General features: G+C 65.2%; 13 protein-coding genes. 6 read left to right on the forward strand and 7 right to left on the reverse strand.

Translation table 11 applies throughout. The features are described 5' to 3' along the window. The first annotated feature begins 546 nt into the window (after positions 1 to 546). Complete coding sequence (locus SH602x_RS11500) at positions 547 to 885, forward strand: HU family DNA-binding protein (RefSeq protein ID WP_479468301.1); 339 nt, start codon at positions 547 to 549, stop codon at positions 883 to 885. A gap of 404 nt (positions 886 to 1,289) precedes the next feature. Then, entirely contained in the window at positions 1,290 to 4,181 is a 2,892-nt protein-coding gene (gene uvrA, locus SH602x_RS11505; protein WP_479476925.1) for an excinuclease ABC subunit UvrA, read from the forward strand. Positions 4,182 to 4,724: 543 nt separating this feature from the next. Here the strand turns inward: uvrA and SH602x_RS11510 are convergent. The 5 genes from SH602x_RS11510 to SH602x_RS11530 all read right to left on the reverse strand — a co-directional run bounded on the left by SH602x_RS11510 (position 4,725) and on the right by SH602x_RS11530 (position 8,525). Further along, entirely contained in the window at positions 4,725 to 5,636 is a 912-nt protein-coding gene (locus SH602x_RS11510; protein ID WP_479476926.1) for a TIGR01777 family oxidoreductase, read from the reverse strand. Between the two features lie 247 nt (positions 5,637 to 5,883). Further along, positions 5,884 to 6,126 carry a hypothetical protein gene (locus SH602x_RS11515; protein WP_479476927.1) on the reverse strand — a complete coding sequence of 81 codons (243 nt, stop codon included), beginning with the start codon at positions 6,124 to 6,126 and terminating at the stop codon, positions 5,884 to 5,886. A 17-nt stretch (positions 6,127 to 6,143) separates the two neighbouring features. Then, positions 6,144 to 6,407, reverse strand: coding sequence for an addiction module protein (locus tag SH602x_RS11520; protein ID WP_479476928.1), 264 nt, complete (start codon positions 6,405 to 6,407; stop codon positions 6,144 to 6,146). Positions 6,408 to 6,450: 43 nt separating this feature from the next. Further along, entirely contained in the window at positions 6,451 to 7,401 is a 951-nt protein-coding gene (locus SH602x_RS11525) for a TIGR00266 family protein (RefSeq protein WP_479476929.1), read from the reverse strand. 137 nt (positions 7,402 to 7,538) lie between these two features. Then, positions 7,539 to 8,525: a peptidylprolyl isomerase gene (locus SH602x_RS11530; protein WP_479476930.1), complete on the reverse strand. Its 987-nt coding sequence runs from the start codon at positions 8,523 to 8,525 to the stop codon at positions 7,539 to 7,541. Between the two features lie 230 nt (positions 8,526 to 8,755). Between SH602x_RS11530 and SH602x_RS11535 the strand changes: the two genes are divergently transcribed. After that, positions 8,756 to 9,655, forward strand: a complete 900-nt coding sequence (locus SH602x_RS11535; RefSeq protein WP_479476931.1) for a recombinase RecA — start codon at positions 8,756 to 8,758, stop codon at positions 9,653 to 9,655. 89 nt (positions 9,656 to 9,744) lie between these two features. Here the strand turns inward: SH602x_RS11535 and SH602x_RS11540 are convergent, their stop codons facing one another. Then, positions 9,745 to 10,764 carry a hypothetical protein gene (locus SH602x_RS11540; RefSeq protein WP_479476932.1) on the reverse strand — a complete coding sequence of 340 codons (1,020 nt, stop codon included), beginning with the start codon at positions 10,762 to 10,764 and terminating at the stop codon, positions 9,745 to 9,747. 398 nt (positions 10,765 to 11,162) lie between these two features. On the opposite strand from SH602x_RS11540, the gene SH602x_RS11545 reads away from it, so the two are divergent. Next, positions 11,163 to 12,497: a 3-deoxy-D-manno-octulosonic acid transferase gene (locus SH602x_RS11545; RefSeq protein ID WP_479476933.1), complete on the forward strand. Its 1,335-nt coding sequence runs from the start codon at positions 11,163 to 11,165 to the stop codon at positions 12,495 to 12,497. 20 nt (positions 12,498 to 12,517) lie between these two features. Further along, positions 12,518 to 12,955, forward strand: coding sequence for a hypothetical protein (locus SH602x_RS11550; RefSeq protein ID WP_479476934.1), 438 nt, complete (start codon positions 12,518 to 12,520; stop codon positions 12,953 to 12,955). A 9-nt stretch (positions 12,956 to 12,964) separates the two neighbouring features. Here the strand turns inward: SH602x_RS11550 and smpB are convergent, their stop codons facing one another. Next, positions 12,965 to 13,450 (reverse strand): SsrA-binding protein SmpB, encoded by a 486-nt coding sequence (gene smpB / locus SH602x_RS11555; RefSeq protein WP_479468291.1) that lies wholly within the window; start codon positions 13,448 to 13,450, stop codon positions 12,965 to 12,967. 205 nt (positions 13,451 to 13,655) lie between these two features. On the opposite strand from smpB, the gene SH602x_RS11560 reads away from it, so the two are divergent. Continuing rightward, positions 13,656 to 14,729, forward strand: a complete 1,074-nt coding sequence (locus tag SH602x_RS11560; RefSeq protein ID WP_479476935.1) for a DUF3500 domain-containing protein — start codon at positions 13,656 to 13,658, stop codon at positions 14,727 to 14,729. The last annotated feature ends 69 nt before the right edge of the window (positions 14,730 to 14,798 follow it).

Raw genomic sequence — 14,798 nt, forward strand, 5'->3', positions numbered from 1 at the left:
GATTCGCTGACGCTCCCAGCAACGAAACCTTCTGTCCTGGCGGAAGTTGGAACGGTTATCCGGCGGCGGTCTGCGTCGTGCGATTCCCGGCGATTTCGGGGCGTTCGACCGCTGAATCAGGCGAGGCCCCGCGATCGTGCAGCGGTTGACCTGAGGGGCTGGAACGGCGCTTACGATCGTTCCACGGCGGCGAAATGGCGAAAAAACCGCGTTTTTTCGCTCTTTTTCGCTTAGGACGGCGTGCGGGGATTTGCATTCAGCGATAGCGACAGGTAAATCTTCCCGTTCATACGAGCGGCGCTTCGCGTTCGCAGGCGGCGCCGGCATCGCTTTCGGCGGTGCGTCCGACTCGTCCTCGACTCATCGATTTTCCGGCGACGGACGCGAGGCGAAATCGCTTCGCAGTCGTTTCTCCGGCGACTTCACGTTCGTTCGCAGGACGCGAACGTCTCTCGAACTGTTTCCGCTGGCGTTCGTCGATGCCCTGGAAGGAACGATTCCTTTCCGGCGTCAGGCGCCGATTTTTCGACCCAGGAGTCCGTTTAGATGGCGAAGAAGGCAGCTGCCCCGGCCGTGAAGCCCCTGACCAAGACCCAGCTCATTGCGAACATCGCGGAGCAGACCGAGCTTACCAAGAAGCAGGTCAGCGCCGTTTTCGATGCTCTCTATGCCGAGATGGAGAAGTCGCTCGAAAAGAAGAAGGGCAGCGGCTCGCTCACTCTGCCCGGCATCGCCAAGATCTACCGCCACACCAAGCCGGCTCAGCCGCCGCGCAAGAACGTGCCGGTTCCGTTCCAACCCGGCGTGTTCAAGGACATGCCCGGCAAGCCCGAATCGGACGTCATCAAGGTCCGCGCGCTGAAGACGCTGAAGGACATGGCGTAAGCCAAGAATGTCGCGTAAGCCGTTCGACCGAAGCGCGTCGATCGCTCGACTCGCTTCGTCACGAGCTTGATGGCCGGCGAAGCGAGCGGAGGGCGTCAGCCCTCCGTGTCGTTTCCGCCCGCGAAGCTGCGGTCCGCATACCGCTCCGGCCCACGCTGGGCCCGCGCATCTGGCACGCCGTCCCTTGCTTATGCGAGGCGCCGATCCGAGGGGCGCCGCGTCTCGCCCCTGCGCGCTCTGGGACGGCGCCGGCTGCGGAAGTACCATGAACGGCTTGTGCATGGTCCTTCCGGACGCCGTCGTTCCCTCGCTCTTCGGCGAAGGGGGGCGATCGCTCGCCGGTTCGCGATAAGCAGTGACGGCTGTCGAAGCGTCGGCCGCCGTCGCCGTACGGGGGAACGGGTTTGACCCAGCGTTCGCTATCGGTGCGCGGCGTTCGCGTACACAACCTCAAAGGGATCGACCTCGACCTCCCCTATCGCGCGCTGATCGGCGTCTGCGGCATGAGCGGCGCCGGCAAGACGAGCCTCGCGATCGATACGCTCTACACGGAAGGTCAGCGCCGGTACATCGAATCGTTCTCCGTCTACGAACGCCGCCGGCTCGAACGGCTCGAGCGACCAGAGGCCGAACGCCTGGAAGGGATCCCGCCGTCGGTGGCGATCACCCGCCGGCAGCTTTCGGCGTCGAGCCGGCACACGATCGCGACGCTGACCGAGACCGACGACTACCTGCAACTCCTCTTCGCGCGGGTCGGCGTGCCCCACTGTCCCGAATGCGGACGGGAGATCGTGCAGGACTCGCCGCAGTCGGTCGCGCGGGCGATGCAGCAGGAACCGCCCGGCAAGCGCTTTCTGGTCACGTTCGAGCGGACGCTGCAGGGGCCCCACCAGGCGACGCTGCTGCGAAAGGAACTGGTCGAAGACGGCTTCGTCCGGGGCATCCTCGCCGGGAAGACCGTGCGGCTGGACGACGATCAGCCCTTCGCGAACCTGGAAGAGAGCCGCTACCCCCTCGCGCTCGACGCGGTCGTCGATCGGCTCGCGACGGGCGCCGTCGATCCGGCTCGCTTGCAGGACTCGCTGGAACTCGCCTTCTCGCGCGGGGACGGGCTCTGCTCGCTGCTGATCTCGTCGGAGGCCTCGGCGGACGCGTCGACCGATCTGCACAGCGTCGACTTCGAATCGCTCGACGGCGAAACTTTCGAGCGTCGGCGCTACGCCAGGCAGCTCGAATGTCCCGAGCGGCACCGGACGCTGCACGAGCCCGAACCGCGGCTCTTTCGCTTTCATGATTCGCTCGGCGCCTGCGCGCGGTGCGAAGGACTCGGCACGGTCGAGGACTGGGACCCGGAACTGATCGTGCCCAACCCGACGCGCTCGCTGCGCGACGGAGCGATCGTCCCCTGGACCGGACCCGAACATGAAGCTGAGCGTCGAGCCTTGCTCTCGTTCGCGCGCGAAGCAGGTTACGCAGCGGACGCGGCGTTTCGCGATCTTGCGCCCGAAGCGCGGCGGGACGTGATGTTCGGCCTGCCGCTCGCCGGCTGGCCCGGCGTCATCCCGGCGCTCCAGATCGCGTACGACGCGGAGTCGAAGAAGAAGCGCCAGGCGACGTTTGAACGCTTCCGCGGTCCGCAGCGGTGCCCCGCCTGTCACGGAGCGCGCCGCACGGTCGACGCTCTCGCGTATCGCGTGGGCGGGAAGAATATCGCGGAGGTTTCCTCGCTTCCCGCCAGCGATGCCGAAGACTTCCTCGCCGGTTTGACGTTCCCCGAGTGGCAGACGCCCATCGCAGAGCCCCTGCTGGAACAGATCCGTTCGCGGCTCGCGTACCTGCGGCAGGCCGGCCTGGGATACCTGCGACTCGATCGATCGCTGGAAACGCTCAGTCGCGGCGAAACGCAGGCGACGCTGCTGACGACCGCGCTCGGGTCGAACCTCGTCAACATGCTGTACGTCCTCGACGAACCGGCGACCGGTCTGCATGCCGAGGACGTCTCGCGACTCGTCGAAGGGCTCCGCCGACTGCGCGACCGCGGCAACACGGTCGTCGTCGTCGAGCATCAGGAGGCCATCCTTCGCGCCTGCGACCACGTCGTCGAACTCGGGCCCCGCGCGGGACGCGACGGCGGCGAGGTGGTCTATTCCGGATCCGCGAACGACTGGTTCGAGCGCGCCGAAACGCTGACGCTCGATCACTTCCGCCACCGGCGCGGCAACTGGGCGCCGAAGAAGCGCCGGGAGACGCGGCACGGGTGGGTCAAGCTGGTCGGCGCTCGCGGCAACTCGCTCAAGAACGTGACGGTCGAGTTTCCCCTCGGCGTGCTCTGCGTCGTCGCCGGCGTAAGCGGGTCAGGTAAAAGTTCGCTCGTCGAGCGCACGCTCTACGGCGCGCTCTGCGCACGAAAGCGCAAGGCCGGCTCGAAGCCGCTTCCGTATGACGACGTCTTCGGCGACGGACAGTTCGACGACGTCGTGCTGATCGACCAGACGCCGCTGGGAGGCTCTTCGCGTTCGAACGCCGCGACGCTGGTGAAGGCGTTCGACGAGATCCGCAACGTCTTCGCCGAAACGACGGCCGCGCGGATGCACAACTATCCGCCGAGCCACTTCAGCTTCAACGTCGACGGCGGGCGCTGCACCGTCTGCAAGGGCGAGGGCGAGATCTCCGTCGATATGCAGTTCCTGGCCGATATCTACATGCGGTGCGCGGCCTGCAACGGGAAGCGTTACCGACCGGAGATCCTGGACGTCACCTATCGCGGCTACGACATTCACGACGTGCTGACGATGACCGTACGCGAGGCGTTCGTCTTCTTTCAGGGACGCGTGAAGGTCCAGACGCGGCTCAAGACGTTGCTCGACGTGGGCCTGGAATACCTGCAACTGGGCCAGCCGACGCACACGCTTTCCAGCGGCGAGTCGCAGCGACTGAAGCTGGCCATGCATCTTGCCGCGCGGCCGAAGGGTCGCATCCTCTACCTGATGGACGAGCCCGCGTCGGGGCTCCATCCGGCGGACCTTTCGCCGCTGCTCGACTGCTTCGATTCGTTGCTTTCCACCGGCGCCTCGATCGTACTGGTCGAGCATCAGATCGGGCTGCTCGCCGCGGCGGACTACGTCATCGAGATGGGCCCCGGCCCGGGCGACGCCGGCGGAAGCATCATCGCGACCGGCCCTCCCGAGCAGATCGCCGAAAACGACACCCCGACCGGCCGCACCCTTCGCCGGTGGTTCGACGCGCGGAAGCGGGCTCTCGCCGAACTCGACGAGCCGGTGGAGAACGCGCGGTAAGTGGAGCTTCTATCGGAAAGCGAAGCCGAACTTCCAACGTCCGAGAAGTCCGGATCCACGCGTCGTTGACATGCGAGGCTACGCGTTCCGTACTGAGACCGAGTTGCCGCATCCTTTGCATCGACATTCGGTCTTGCCGCGCCAAACTCGATTGGTCGCACAACGAGTACAGCGAATTGCAGGGTCGAACTGCGCCAAGCATTCGGCACACTTTCGAACATAGCGCGTCATTCGCTCGTTTCGTTCGAGCCGCGACATGCAGACCGGGCAATTTCCGGACCGCTTACGCTTTGCGTGCCTGTCTGACTTGACGTTCGCCGCTGAACTCTCCGCGACGACGGTCTTCGCGAAGCGGCGAATGCGGCGATTCGATTGCTGTTTCGAGAACGGCGTGGGGCGTTCGCCGTGCTCCTGTTTCTTATGTCTGTTCGTGATAAGGTTCGGCATCGGGTACTGGGCATGCAAGAGTTTTAGCGCGCATGACTGCCGGCTAAGTTCTCCGTCACGAGTTCCGAATCGGAAGCCGAATACGCGGGGTCGCCTTTAGCGATCGATCAACTCCTCCAGCGCCCCCTCGATCTCCGGATGCAGGAACGTGAACCCCGCGGCGAGGGCCTTGGCGGGAATCACGCGCTGAGAGTAGAGGAGCAGGTCGGACATCTCGCCGGCGAGCGCCTTGAGGGCGAACTTCGGAGCGCCGAACAACGTCGGGCGGTGCGTCGCTTCGCCCATCGCCTTCGTGAAATGGGCGTTGGTGACGGGGTTGGGCGACGTCGCGTTGACGGGGCCGGAGAGCGTCTCGTCCGTCGCGGCGAAGTTGAGCAGTCGCACCAGATCCTCGATGTGGATCCAGGGGATGTACTGCTCGCCCGAGCCGAGCTTGCCGCCCGCTCCCCACTTGAAGACGGGCAGCATCTTTTCGAGCGCCCCGCCGTCGCGGCCCAGCACGACTCCCAGCCGGGGCGTGACGACGCGGAGGCCCGCCGCTTCCGCCCGCATCGCCTCCCGTTCCCACTCGACGCAAACCGAGCCGAGGAAGTCGCTCGCCGGCGGTTCGTCTTCCGTCAGCAGGCGATCGCCGCAGTCGCCGTACCAGCCGACGGCCGACGCGCTGACGAGCGTTCGCGGACGAGGTTCGAGAACCGAAATCGCCTCGACCAGTCTGCGCGTGCCGACGACGCGACTGTCGCGAATGCGGCGCTTCTTCTCGTCGGTCCACTTTCCTTCCGCGATCGATTCGCCCGCCAGGTTGAAGACGACGTCGACGCCGTCGAAGGCCGCAGCCGGGATCGGCGCGTCGCCCGTCGAATCCCACGCGAACGCGCGAACGTCGAACTTCGCCAGCGTCCGCTCCGCCTTCGCGGCGTCGCGGGAGAGTACGTGCACCGACCCCGGCAGCTGGGCGAGCAAATGACGACCGACGAACCCGGTCGCCCCGGTGATGAGTGCGCGCATGGTCTCTTTCTTAGAGTCCGTCTATCGTTCTCTGTCACGCTGAACGAAGAGTTTCGGGTGCCACTGGCTCCGCCAGTGCTGCAGCTTGAAAGGTTGCCCAACACGAGCGATCCGGCCTCCGGAAAAGCGCTGGCGGAGCCAGTGGCACCCGGAGGAGAGGATGACATTCAGCGACAGGATGCCGGAATGAAACTGCACGGGCCAGCTCCGCTCGAAGAAGAGGCGGCAAGCAACGACAGGCGGGGCACTAAGTAACCGGCGGCAACTCGTCATCAACAACGACGAAATACTCGCTCGACACCTCGATGGCGAACTCGCCGTCTTCGAACGTCAAGTCGAAGCAATCGATGCCGTAGCGGCTCGGTTGCAATTGGACGTTCGTCTCGTCGCCTCCGTAGAACTCGCGAATCGGCGGATCATGAACTTCTATCGGCCCGAGTTTCAGAGAGTAGGAATGCTCGCGTCCGCCGGCGAATCGGATTCGACGCATGGCTTTCGTTTCTTGCATCATTCAGAGGAGCGGCTACGTGCGTGATTACCTGCGATTCGCGACCAGAACTCTTCTACCGGAATGCTTGGCTCGCTTCCGTCGTCAGACGCCGCGGCACGTCGATCCAACTCAGGTATCCATGCCTCACGCCATTCTTCGGACGTAAGGGCCTCCCCCTCGGAGTGAAGACTCTTGTTCAGACGATCGGCGATCGCCTGGCGATCTTCGTACGGCAGATTCAGCAGCCGCTCGACAAGTTCCTCGGTCAATTGATCGGACATCGATTCGTTCCTGTGCTCGTTCGATGACGTTGCATCGTCACCCTCAGTCCCCCATCAGCATGTTACCCAGGCCGCCGAAATTGTTCAGGACCGATCCTTCGCCCTTGCCGCTATTGGCGCCCGCGAGCATGCGACCGGCCAGTCGCGAGAAGGGAAGCGACTGCAGCCAGATCCGCCCCGGCCCGGTCAGCGTCGCCAGGAACAGACCTTCTCCGCCGAAGAGCGTGTTCTTGACGCCGCCTACCATCTGGATGTCGTAGTTGACCGACGGCTGCAGCGCGACCAGGCAACCCGTATCGAGCCTCAGCGTCTCCCCCGGCTTGAGATCTCGCTCCAGCAGCGTGCCGCCGGCGTGGACGAGCGCGATGCCGTCGCCGGTCAGGCGCTGCATGATGAATCCTTCGCCGCCGAACAGGCCGACGCCGATCTTCTTCTGAAAGGCGATGCCGACGGAGATCCCCCGCGCTCCGCAAAGGAACGAATCCTTCTGGCAGACGATCTCGCCGCCGAGTTCGTCGAGATGCAGCGGGATGATCTTGCCCGGATAGGGCGCGGCGAAGGCGACCTTCTCCCGCCCGCTCGGCAGGCTATTGGCGAACGTCGTCATGAACAGCGACTCGCCGGTCAGCACGCGTTTGCCCGCGCTGGCGAGCTTGCCGAAGAAGGACTGGTTCTGCTGCGAGGGGTCGCCGAAGCTGGTGTCCATCCTGATGCCGGAGGTCATGTACATCATCGCCCCGGCGTCGGCGAGGACCATTTCCTGCGGGTCGAGCGTGACCTCGACGTACTGCATCTCGTTGCCGAAGACTTCGTAGTCGATTTCGTCGGACCTCCGCGTCCGTCCGCTGACGATCTGCGGCATGCCCAGATCGACGGCGCCCAGTTCCTGGGCGAGGAACGTCGCCCCGCAACGGTTGCAGCGAAGCTGCTTCCCCAGGTACGACGGATCGACCTGATAGGGAGCGCGGCACTGGGTACATTCGATGTGCGGCATGGCTTCGTCTCTCGCGGGAAAGTCGCGTAATCGGCGGGCATGAATCGGAAGCATCTCGTCGGCTGCGGATCAAGTTAGCCGATCGCGCTCGCCCACGCATGTCCTTCGTCCCAGCGACCAGCTTCTTCCCGGTCGCCTTACTTTTCCGCGGGCTTCACCGGGCTCGTGGGCGGGGCAGGGATGCCGAGCAAACTGGGCGAGAGCGAACGCTCGAACTCTTCGCGGGTTTCGTTGCCGAGGAATTCGATCTGCGCGTCGGCAAGACGCCGTTCGACGATCCAGCGGAACAGGTCCTCCCGGGCGAAGTCGGCGACCTGTTCGCGAACGTCCTGGTACGTCTTCTTTCCCTGCTCGACCTCGAGGCAGCGGATCAGGGCGACGCCGAACGGCGTCTCGACCGGTTCGCTGATCTCCCCCGCTGCGAGCGCGAAGGCTGCGCGATTGAAGCCGTCCGGCATCGGGCCATCCGCTTCGATCCAGCCGAGAACGCCCCCCTCCTGCGCCGATTCCGCCTGCGAGAACTGACGAACGGCCTCCTCGAAGGTCAGCTCTCCGGCGACGATCTTCGCGCGGATCGCCTCGGCTTCGCGGCGAGCGCGCTCGCGGTCCTGCGGATCGTCCTGCGCTTTGAGCAGCAGATGCGCGACGCGGCGCCGGCTGTCGTCGAAGCGCCAGCGGAAGCGTGCGTAAAACTTCTCGACGTTCGCCTCCGTCAGCGAGCGATCAAGATAGCGGCTCCACGCGATCCGCCAGCGAAAGAGCCGTCGCACCGCGGCTTCGCTGATCTGGGCCTTTCGCAGTTCGTCTTCCCACGATCGCTCGACCGCCGCGAAGGCCTTGCGGCGGCGTTCGATTTCGAGAGCGACCTCCGCCTCGGTCGGTTCGACGTTCTGATCGGCGAGAAAGCCGCTCGCCAGCGCCCGCTGCACCAGGGTGAACAACGTCCGGCGCTGCACGTCGACGGAATCCCGCCGTGCGTCCGCTTCCGGCAGTTGCAGCAGCAGGGCCAGCCGCACGTCCTCGTCGGTAATCGCTTCCCCGTTCACGCGGGCGAGAATCTGCGGCGTCGGAAGAGCGTCGGCGGGGAGAGCCGCTGCCGGTTGAGCATACGCCCAGCCGGCCATCGCGAGAGCGAACGAAACGAACGCGATGAACGCGATCCTCCTGCTCGCCGACCCTCTCGCCGAATGCGGCTTTCTTCGATTCGTCATGCTGCGTCGCTCCCCGCTGCTTTGCCCCATCGGATCTCAGTCTATCCGGACAGCCTGCCGCTGCGACGCTCCGCGGCTTGACAGCCTGCGCGGTCAGCGGGAAGCTTTCGCGGATCGCCCTGCCGCATGAAAGACCGAATCGCGTGACGAAGCCTCAACGCCAATCGACCGGTTTCCTGTTCCTGGACGAAGCGCTGGGAGGGGGCCTGCTGCCGGGAACGCTGACCGTCGTGCTGGGCGCCTCGGGCATCGGCAAGACGCAGCTCGGCGTGTCGTACCTGTTCGGGAATCGGCAGAGCGCTCCGGGCGACGCCGCCTCCGCGGACGGCACGCTGATCGACCTGGCCACGCGGATCGATTCGCAGAACCACGACGACTACGCCGAGCGGCTGGTCGGCAGGAAGTTGCTCGCTGGAGACGCACACCTTCCGCCCGACTTCGCGGAGTTGTTCGACGGATCGCCTTCGTCGTGGAACTATCTCGCGCCGCTGGCGGGGCAGATCAAGAAGGTCACCCGGCGCGACCTGAACGAGGACGAGTGGCACGAGTGGAAGTGCCTGCTGCAACGCCGCCTGCAGGTGACGGGCTCGAGGCTGTACGAGCGCCTTCTTGCGGGCTGCCGGCGCTTCGTCGTCGACGGCGTCGAGCCGGTCGAGCACGTGCAGGACTCCGTCCAGTTCGAGGTCTTCGAGTACCTCTATCGCCAGATCCTTCGGCAGGATCCCATGTGGACCGCGCGGGAAGTCCTCCGCGAAAAATTCCGCACGTTCGAAGCTCAGGCCCAGGCACGCGTCTACGATCCGAAGGACGTCGGCTGCATGATCCTCGTCACGTCGCGGGAGTCGATGCTGGAGGAGTTGATCGAGCGACCGCTCGAAGAAGGCGACCTGCTCGCGAACGCCAACACGCTGATCTACATGGGCAAGATTCGCGAGGGGATGAAGGTCCGCCGGGGCGTCTACGTCGCCAAGCATCGCGGCAGCGCCTGCAGCGACGACGTCCAGTTCTACGAGATCGACGATGCGGGCCTGAAGCCGGCTTGATCGGAGCTCGCCGCATTCTGTTTCTGTGCCATGCCCACATCGCGCAGCAGGGTGGGCATGTTCGGTGGACCTGGCGACGCTGATCGATCTCACAAAAGCAGCAGGTCGGCCGCACGACCGCGTTGCAGGAACGGCTGCGAGCGAAGCAGTTCGCAGGCGCTTCGGCGGAAGCGGTCAACCTGAGCTTCGACTTCAAACCAGTCCGCGTTTGATGGTTCGGTCTGCTCCAGGAACGCGAGGAAACTCTCGTAGCTGCGGCAGAGTTCGCGAGCCGCGTCAGGTTTCGAATCGGCGAACGCAAGAACGCGTTCCAGCGGCGTCAAGTTCCAGAACGGCGTCAGGCTCTCCCCGACGGTTCCGCGATCGATGCCCTGGGCTAACGGCAGAAGCAGGCCGAGGTAATTCAGGAATCTTGTGAAGCGAAGCTTGAGCTTCAGCCGGCGGGTCTTGTCGCTCGCCGGGTTCGGCAGCCACTGCGTCATCGTGCAGAGCGAGCGGTGGTAGCGGACGAGGTCGTTGAAGAGGTAGATGCCTTCGCGACCGTCGCCGATCGCTTCTTTCGCTCGCGTTCGCTGCGTTTCGATGCCGTAGAACCGCAGCGCCGCGGAACGTCCTGCCTCGGGATCGCCCCAGATCGGCTGGGCGTCGAGCAGCAGTTGAATCCGCTTGCCGAATCGGGCAGGCGAATCCGAGAGGGCGCCGCGATATGCCGGATCGGCCAGTTCGCTGGCGGCGATCGGCGTCGCGAAGATCCCGCCCGGTTCGGGTCGCAGGGGACCGACCGGGTCGAGCCTCTCCCAGAGCGAGCGACCGATTTCCTTCAGCCCCTCGACGCGAGACTCGCCCTCGCGACCGATCTCCGCACCCTCCCGGAGAAGGAAGATCAGGTCCCAGTCGGAATCCTCCCGCCCTTCCATCCGTCCCAGCGAACCTGAGATCGCGACGGCAGCGAGAGCCGATTCATAAATCCCGTCGATCCGCGACCGGATCGTCTCGATCGCCGCGGTTGATCGCTCCCACGCCTTGCTCGCGGGCGAAGCGAGGTCCGGGAACCACTTCGCCAAGGGAAACGGACGGCGGAAGGGCAGGTCGAGGGGAAAGGAATGCATCGGAGGCAGAAACGCACCTTACGGTTTGCGATCAGCGTCGAAGTTCGCGCCCAGCACGGAGTCGCTTCACGACGCCTCACCCAGTTTCAGCGAACCGCATGCTCTGGGTGGCCCGGATTGCTCGTCAATCCGGGCGGCGCAGCCGCAAGAGGCCGTCAGCGGCGATCGGAATCAAGCTCCGCGGCCTGCCTTGGATCCTCTTGTCGAACTTCGTTCGACCCGGATTGCAAGCAATCCGGGCCACCCAGGCTCGCTCGCGCAAACCCTGAGTTTCGTCTCGTCGAAGGCTGGCGGGCGAATCGCTCTGGACGCTCGAAAGGCGCCCAGCATACCATCCGGACGAATCTTCTCCGCCGCGACCGTCGCCCGGCGGGCCCGCGTCTTTCGCTGGTTACGCGATGCTGCTGAACGCCGCTTACGCAGCGATGCTGCCGATCGCGCTGAACGTCGCCTACGCCGCGACGCTCGTTCTCGCCCTGCCGTGGCTGCTCTATGCGCGGCTGGCGAAGAAGAAGTACCGCGACGGCTACGGCCAAAAGTTCCTCGGTCGCCTGCGTCGCCGCGAGGGCGATCGCCCCTGCGTCTGGCTGCATGCGGTCAGCGTCGGCGAGGTGAATCTGCTGGCCGGGCTGATCGAGCGCCTGCACCGCGAGCGGCCCGACTGCGACGTCTACGTCACCGTCGGCACCGCGACGGGTCTGGAAGTCGCGAAGAAGAAGTACGCGACCTGCCTGGTCGATTACGCCCCTCTCGATTTCTCCTGGGCAGTGCGCGAGGCGTTCGATCGCATCCGCCCCGACGCGCTGCTGCTGGCCGAACTGGAACTCTGGCCCAACCTGATCCTGGAGGCCGACCGGCGCGGGACGCGGCTGATCCTGTTCAACGCCCGCGTGAGCGAGAAGAGCTTCCGCGGCTACCGTCGCATTCGGCCCCTGCTCGCCTCGCTGCTGCAACGCTTCGACCGGATCCTGGTTCAGAACGACACGTACGCCGAACGATTGCTCGCCCTCGGCGCTCCGGCGGAACGGACGGTCGTCACCGGGTCGCTGAAGTTCGATAACGCACGTCCCGAGAAGCACGCCCGGCAGATCGCCGAGTTCCGCCGACTCTTCGCGACGCCGGAAGGGACGCCGGTCTTCGTCGCCGGCAGCACGCAGGAACCGGAAGAGGCTTTAGCGATCGAAACCTTCGCGTCGCTCGCCCTGTCGCATCCTGATCTGCGGCTGATCCTCGCTCCCCGACATCCCGACCGGGCGGACGCGGTCGCCGCGCTGCTCGACCGGCAGCCTTACGCCTGGGCCCGAAGATCGACCGTGAAGGAGCCGGTCGCCGAGGGGACGCGGATCCTGCTCATCGACGGCGTGGGCGAACTGGCCGCATGGTGGGGCCTGGCGACGGTCGCCTTCGTCGGCGGCAGCATGGGCGCCCGCGGGGGGCAGAACATGCTCGAACCGGCCTCGTACGGCGCCGCCGTCTGCTTCGGCCCGAAAACGCGGAACTTCCGCGACGTGGTGGAGGTTCTACTGGAAGCGGACGCGGCCGAGGTCGTCAGCGACGGCGAAGCTCTAGCGAACTTCGTCCGGCGTTCGCTGGAAGATGTCTCCTTTCGCGAGGCGATCGGAGGGAGTGCCGCCGAGACCGTCAGGTGCCATCAGGGCGCCCTCGCCCGGACGTGGGAGATCGTCGCCGCGATCCTGCCGCATTTCGAGTCAAGCGGACGAAAGGCTGCCTGACTTCGTTCGTAAGGAAAGCGATGGAGAAGCCGCACCCTGCCGAGGGGAAGGATTCGGCGCCGATAGCCATCGAACCGCGTCAGCGCCGCTGGCTGGGACGCCTCGCCCTGTTCATCGCGATCTTGGCGATCTGCGGAATGCTTGCCTGCCCGGCGCTGATCGGGGCGTGGGTTTGGTTCTCGCCCGTGAAGAGCGGCGAGAGCCGCACGTCCCCTGACGATCGATACGAGGCGAGCGTCTACAACGTGCACAGCCACGCAGATCACTACGTCGAGATTGAAGTCGTAGAGATCGCGTCCGGCAGGCAGATCTGGTACGTCGTTCAGCGTTACGCGCCCGACGTCAAAACGATCTCCTATGAGGCACGGGACCTTAAGTTCGCAGATTGGGCTGCCGACTCGAAGTCTGTCAGCATTCCCGTCGCAGGCGGACGGATGATGACCTTCGACGTTCCGTAGCGTCCCGCCCTACTCCCGCCCCTTCGACTTCATCGCTCGGTCGATATCCCGGCGGGCTTCGTTCTTTTTGAGCGTTTCGCGTCGATCGTGGGTCTGCTTGCCCTTGCCCAGGCCGAGCAGGACCTTGGCGATGCCGCGCTCGTTGAAGTAGATCTTCATGGGGGAGAGGGTGAAGCCCTTTTCGAGGGACTTCTCGCCGAACTTGCGGAGCTCCTGTTTCTTGAGGAGCAGCTTCCGCGGACGCTTGGGCTCGTGGTTCCAGAGCGTCGCCTGCTTGTACTCCGGGATGTCGACCTGGAAGAGCCAGAGCTCGCTGCCCCGCAGGCCGGCGTAGCCTTCGGCGAGGGAGACCTTCCCCTCGCGGAGGCTCTTCACCTCGCTGCCCATCAGCATGATGCCGCATTCGAGCGTGTCGAGGATCTCGTACTCGTGGCGAGCCTTGCGGTTCTCCGCGACGAGCTTCTCGTTCGACTTCTCGGTTTTCTTGTTGGCCATCGTCGTTCGAGTCTTGTAGGGCAGGGGCCCCGCCTGCCATCGATCTTTCGGTTGATTCGGACGGCAGGCGGGGCGCCTGCCCTACAAGAGCGGCAAGTCGGGCCGCGGTTCGCGGAGGGAGGGTCGCCGACGGTGGCGATCGCCACCGTCGATCTCTATACTGTCGGGCCTGCCGCCCCTCCCGCCTCTACGAAAAGGGTCTCCGATGTCCGCCGGAACCATCTTATCCCGCTATCGCTACTTTGCGCATGCCGCGATCGCGGTTTCGGCCCTCGCTCTCGGCGGCTGGAAGGTCGCCTCGGTCGACGATCCGGCCGCGAGGATGCAGGGCTCGGCGAACGCCTTCCTCGCCAGTCTCGACGACGACCAGACGAAGGTCGCCCACTACGCCTTCGATTCGACTGAACGGACGACTTGGGCCTTCGTGCCGCTGGACACCCGGAAGGGCCTGCAACTGCGGGACATGAACGAGGAGCAGAAGAAGCTCGCGTTCGACCTGCTGGAGGCCTCGGTCTCCAACGCTGGCCACACGAAGGCGGTCCAGATCATGAAGCTGGAAACGCTGCTCAAGCAGATGCAGAAGGGCGACAGTCCGGTCCGCGATCCGCTGCGGTACTACTTCGCGGTTTACGGCGATCCCGAAAAGGACGCCAGGTGGGGCCTCTCGATCGAGGGCCATCATCTGTCGCTGAACTTCGTCGTGGAAGAGGGCAAGCTGACCGCGACGACGCCGACGTTCTACGCCGCGAATCCCGCGGTCGTGCCCGACGATCTGCCTAAGTCGGTCGAATCGCCCCTTCCGCCGAACACCCGCGTGCTGGGACCGGAGGAACTGCTGGCGATCGAGCTTCGCAAGTCGTTCACCGACGAACAGACGAAGGCCGCGGCGCTGGCGGGCGAGTTCCTGAAGGAACTCCGCGGGCCGAACGATATGCAGCCGCCGCAGGAAGCCCCGGCGGGGATCGCCGTCGACAAGCTGAGCGACGAGCAGGTCGGCACGCTGAAGCAACTCATCGAGGTCTACGCCAAAAACGTGCCCGAGGCGGCGGCGAAGGCCCGTCTGGCGGCGATCGAAGAAGCGGGCTGGGACAAGGTCCGCTTCGCCTGGTCCGGCTCGGTCGAGCAGGGCCAGCCGCGGTACTATCGCGTGCAGGGACCGACCTTCCTGATCGAGTTCGTCAACAGCCAGCCCGACGCCGCCGGCAATCCCGCCAACCACATTCACGCCGTCTGGCGCGACATGCGCGGCGACTTCGGCCTGCCGATCGCGGCGAAGTAGGACGAAATTCGCAATTGCGTCTCGTAGGGTGGGTCATTGACCCACCTTTTTTCGTAACTCGAACGCACT

The sequence above is a fragment of the Lignipirellula cremea genome, from assembly GCF_056501455.1.

Excerpts from the sequence above, each read along its gene's own strand:
- SH602x_RS11510 (WP_479476926.1), bottom strand. The coding sequence starts at position 5,636 with ATGCGCGCACTCATCACCGGGGCGACCGGGTTCGTCGGTCGTCATTTG.
- SH602x_RS11545 (WP_479476933.1), top strand. The coding sequence starts at position 11,163 with ATGCTGCTGAACGCCGCTTACGCAGCGATGCTGCCGATCGCGCTGAAC.
- SH602x_RS11530 (WP_479476930.1), bottom strand. The coding sequence starts at position 8,525 with ATGGCCGGCTGGGCGTATGCTCAACCGGCAGCGGCTCTCCCCGCCGAC.
- SH602x_RS11520 (WP_479476928.1), bottom strand. The coding sequence starts at position 6,407 with ATGTCCGATCAATTGACCGAGGAACTTGTCGAGCGGCTGCTGAATCTG.
- SH602x_RS11525 (WP_479476929.1), bottom strand. The coding sequence starts at position 7,401 with ATGCCGCACATCGAATGTACCCAGTGCCGCGCTCCCTATCAGGTCGAT.
- smpB (WP_479468291.1), bottom strand. The coding sequence starts at position 13,450 with ATGGCCAACAAGAAAACCGAGAAGTCGAACGAGAAGCTCGTCGCGGAG.
- SH602x_RS11540 (WP_479476932.1), bottom strand. The coding sequence starts at position 10,764 with ATGCATTCCTTTCCCCTCGACCTGCCCTTCCGCCGTCCGTTTCCCTTG.
- SH602x_RS11560 (WP_479476935.1), top strand. The coding sequence starts at position 13,656 with ATGTCCGCCGGAACCATCTTATCCCGCTATCGCTACTTTGCGCATGCC.
- SH602x_RS11515 (WP_479476927.1), bottom strand. The coding sequence starts at position 6,126 with ATGCGTCGAATCCGATTCGCCGGCGGACGCGAGCATTCCTACTCTCTG.
- SH602x_RS11500 (WP_479468301.1), top strand. The coding sequence starts at position 547 with ATGGCGAAGAAGGCAGCTGCCCCGGCCGTGAAGCCCCTGACCAAGACC.
- SH602x_RS11550 (WP_479476934.1), top strand. The coding sequence starts at position 12,518 with ATGGAGAAGCCGCACCCTGCCGAGGGGAAGGATTCGGCGCCGATAGCC.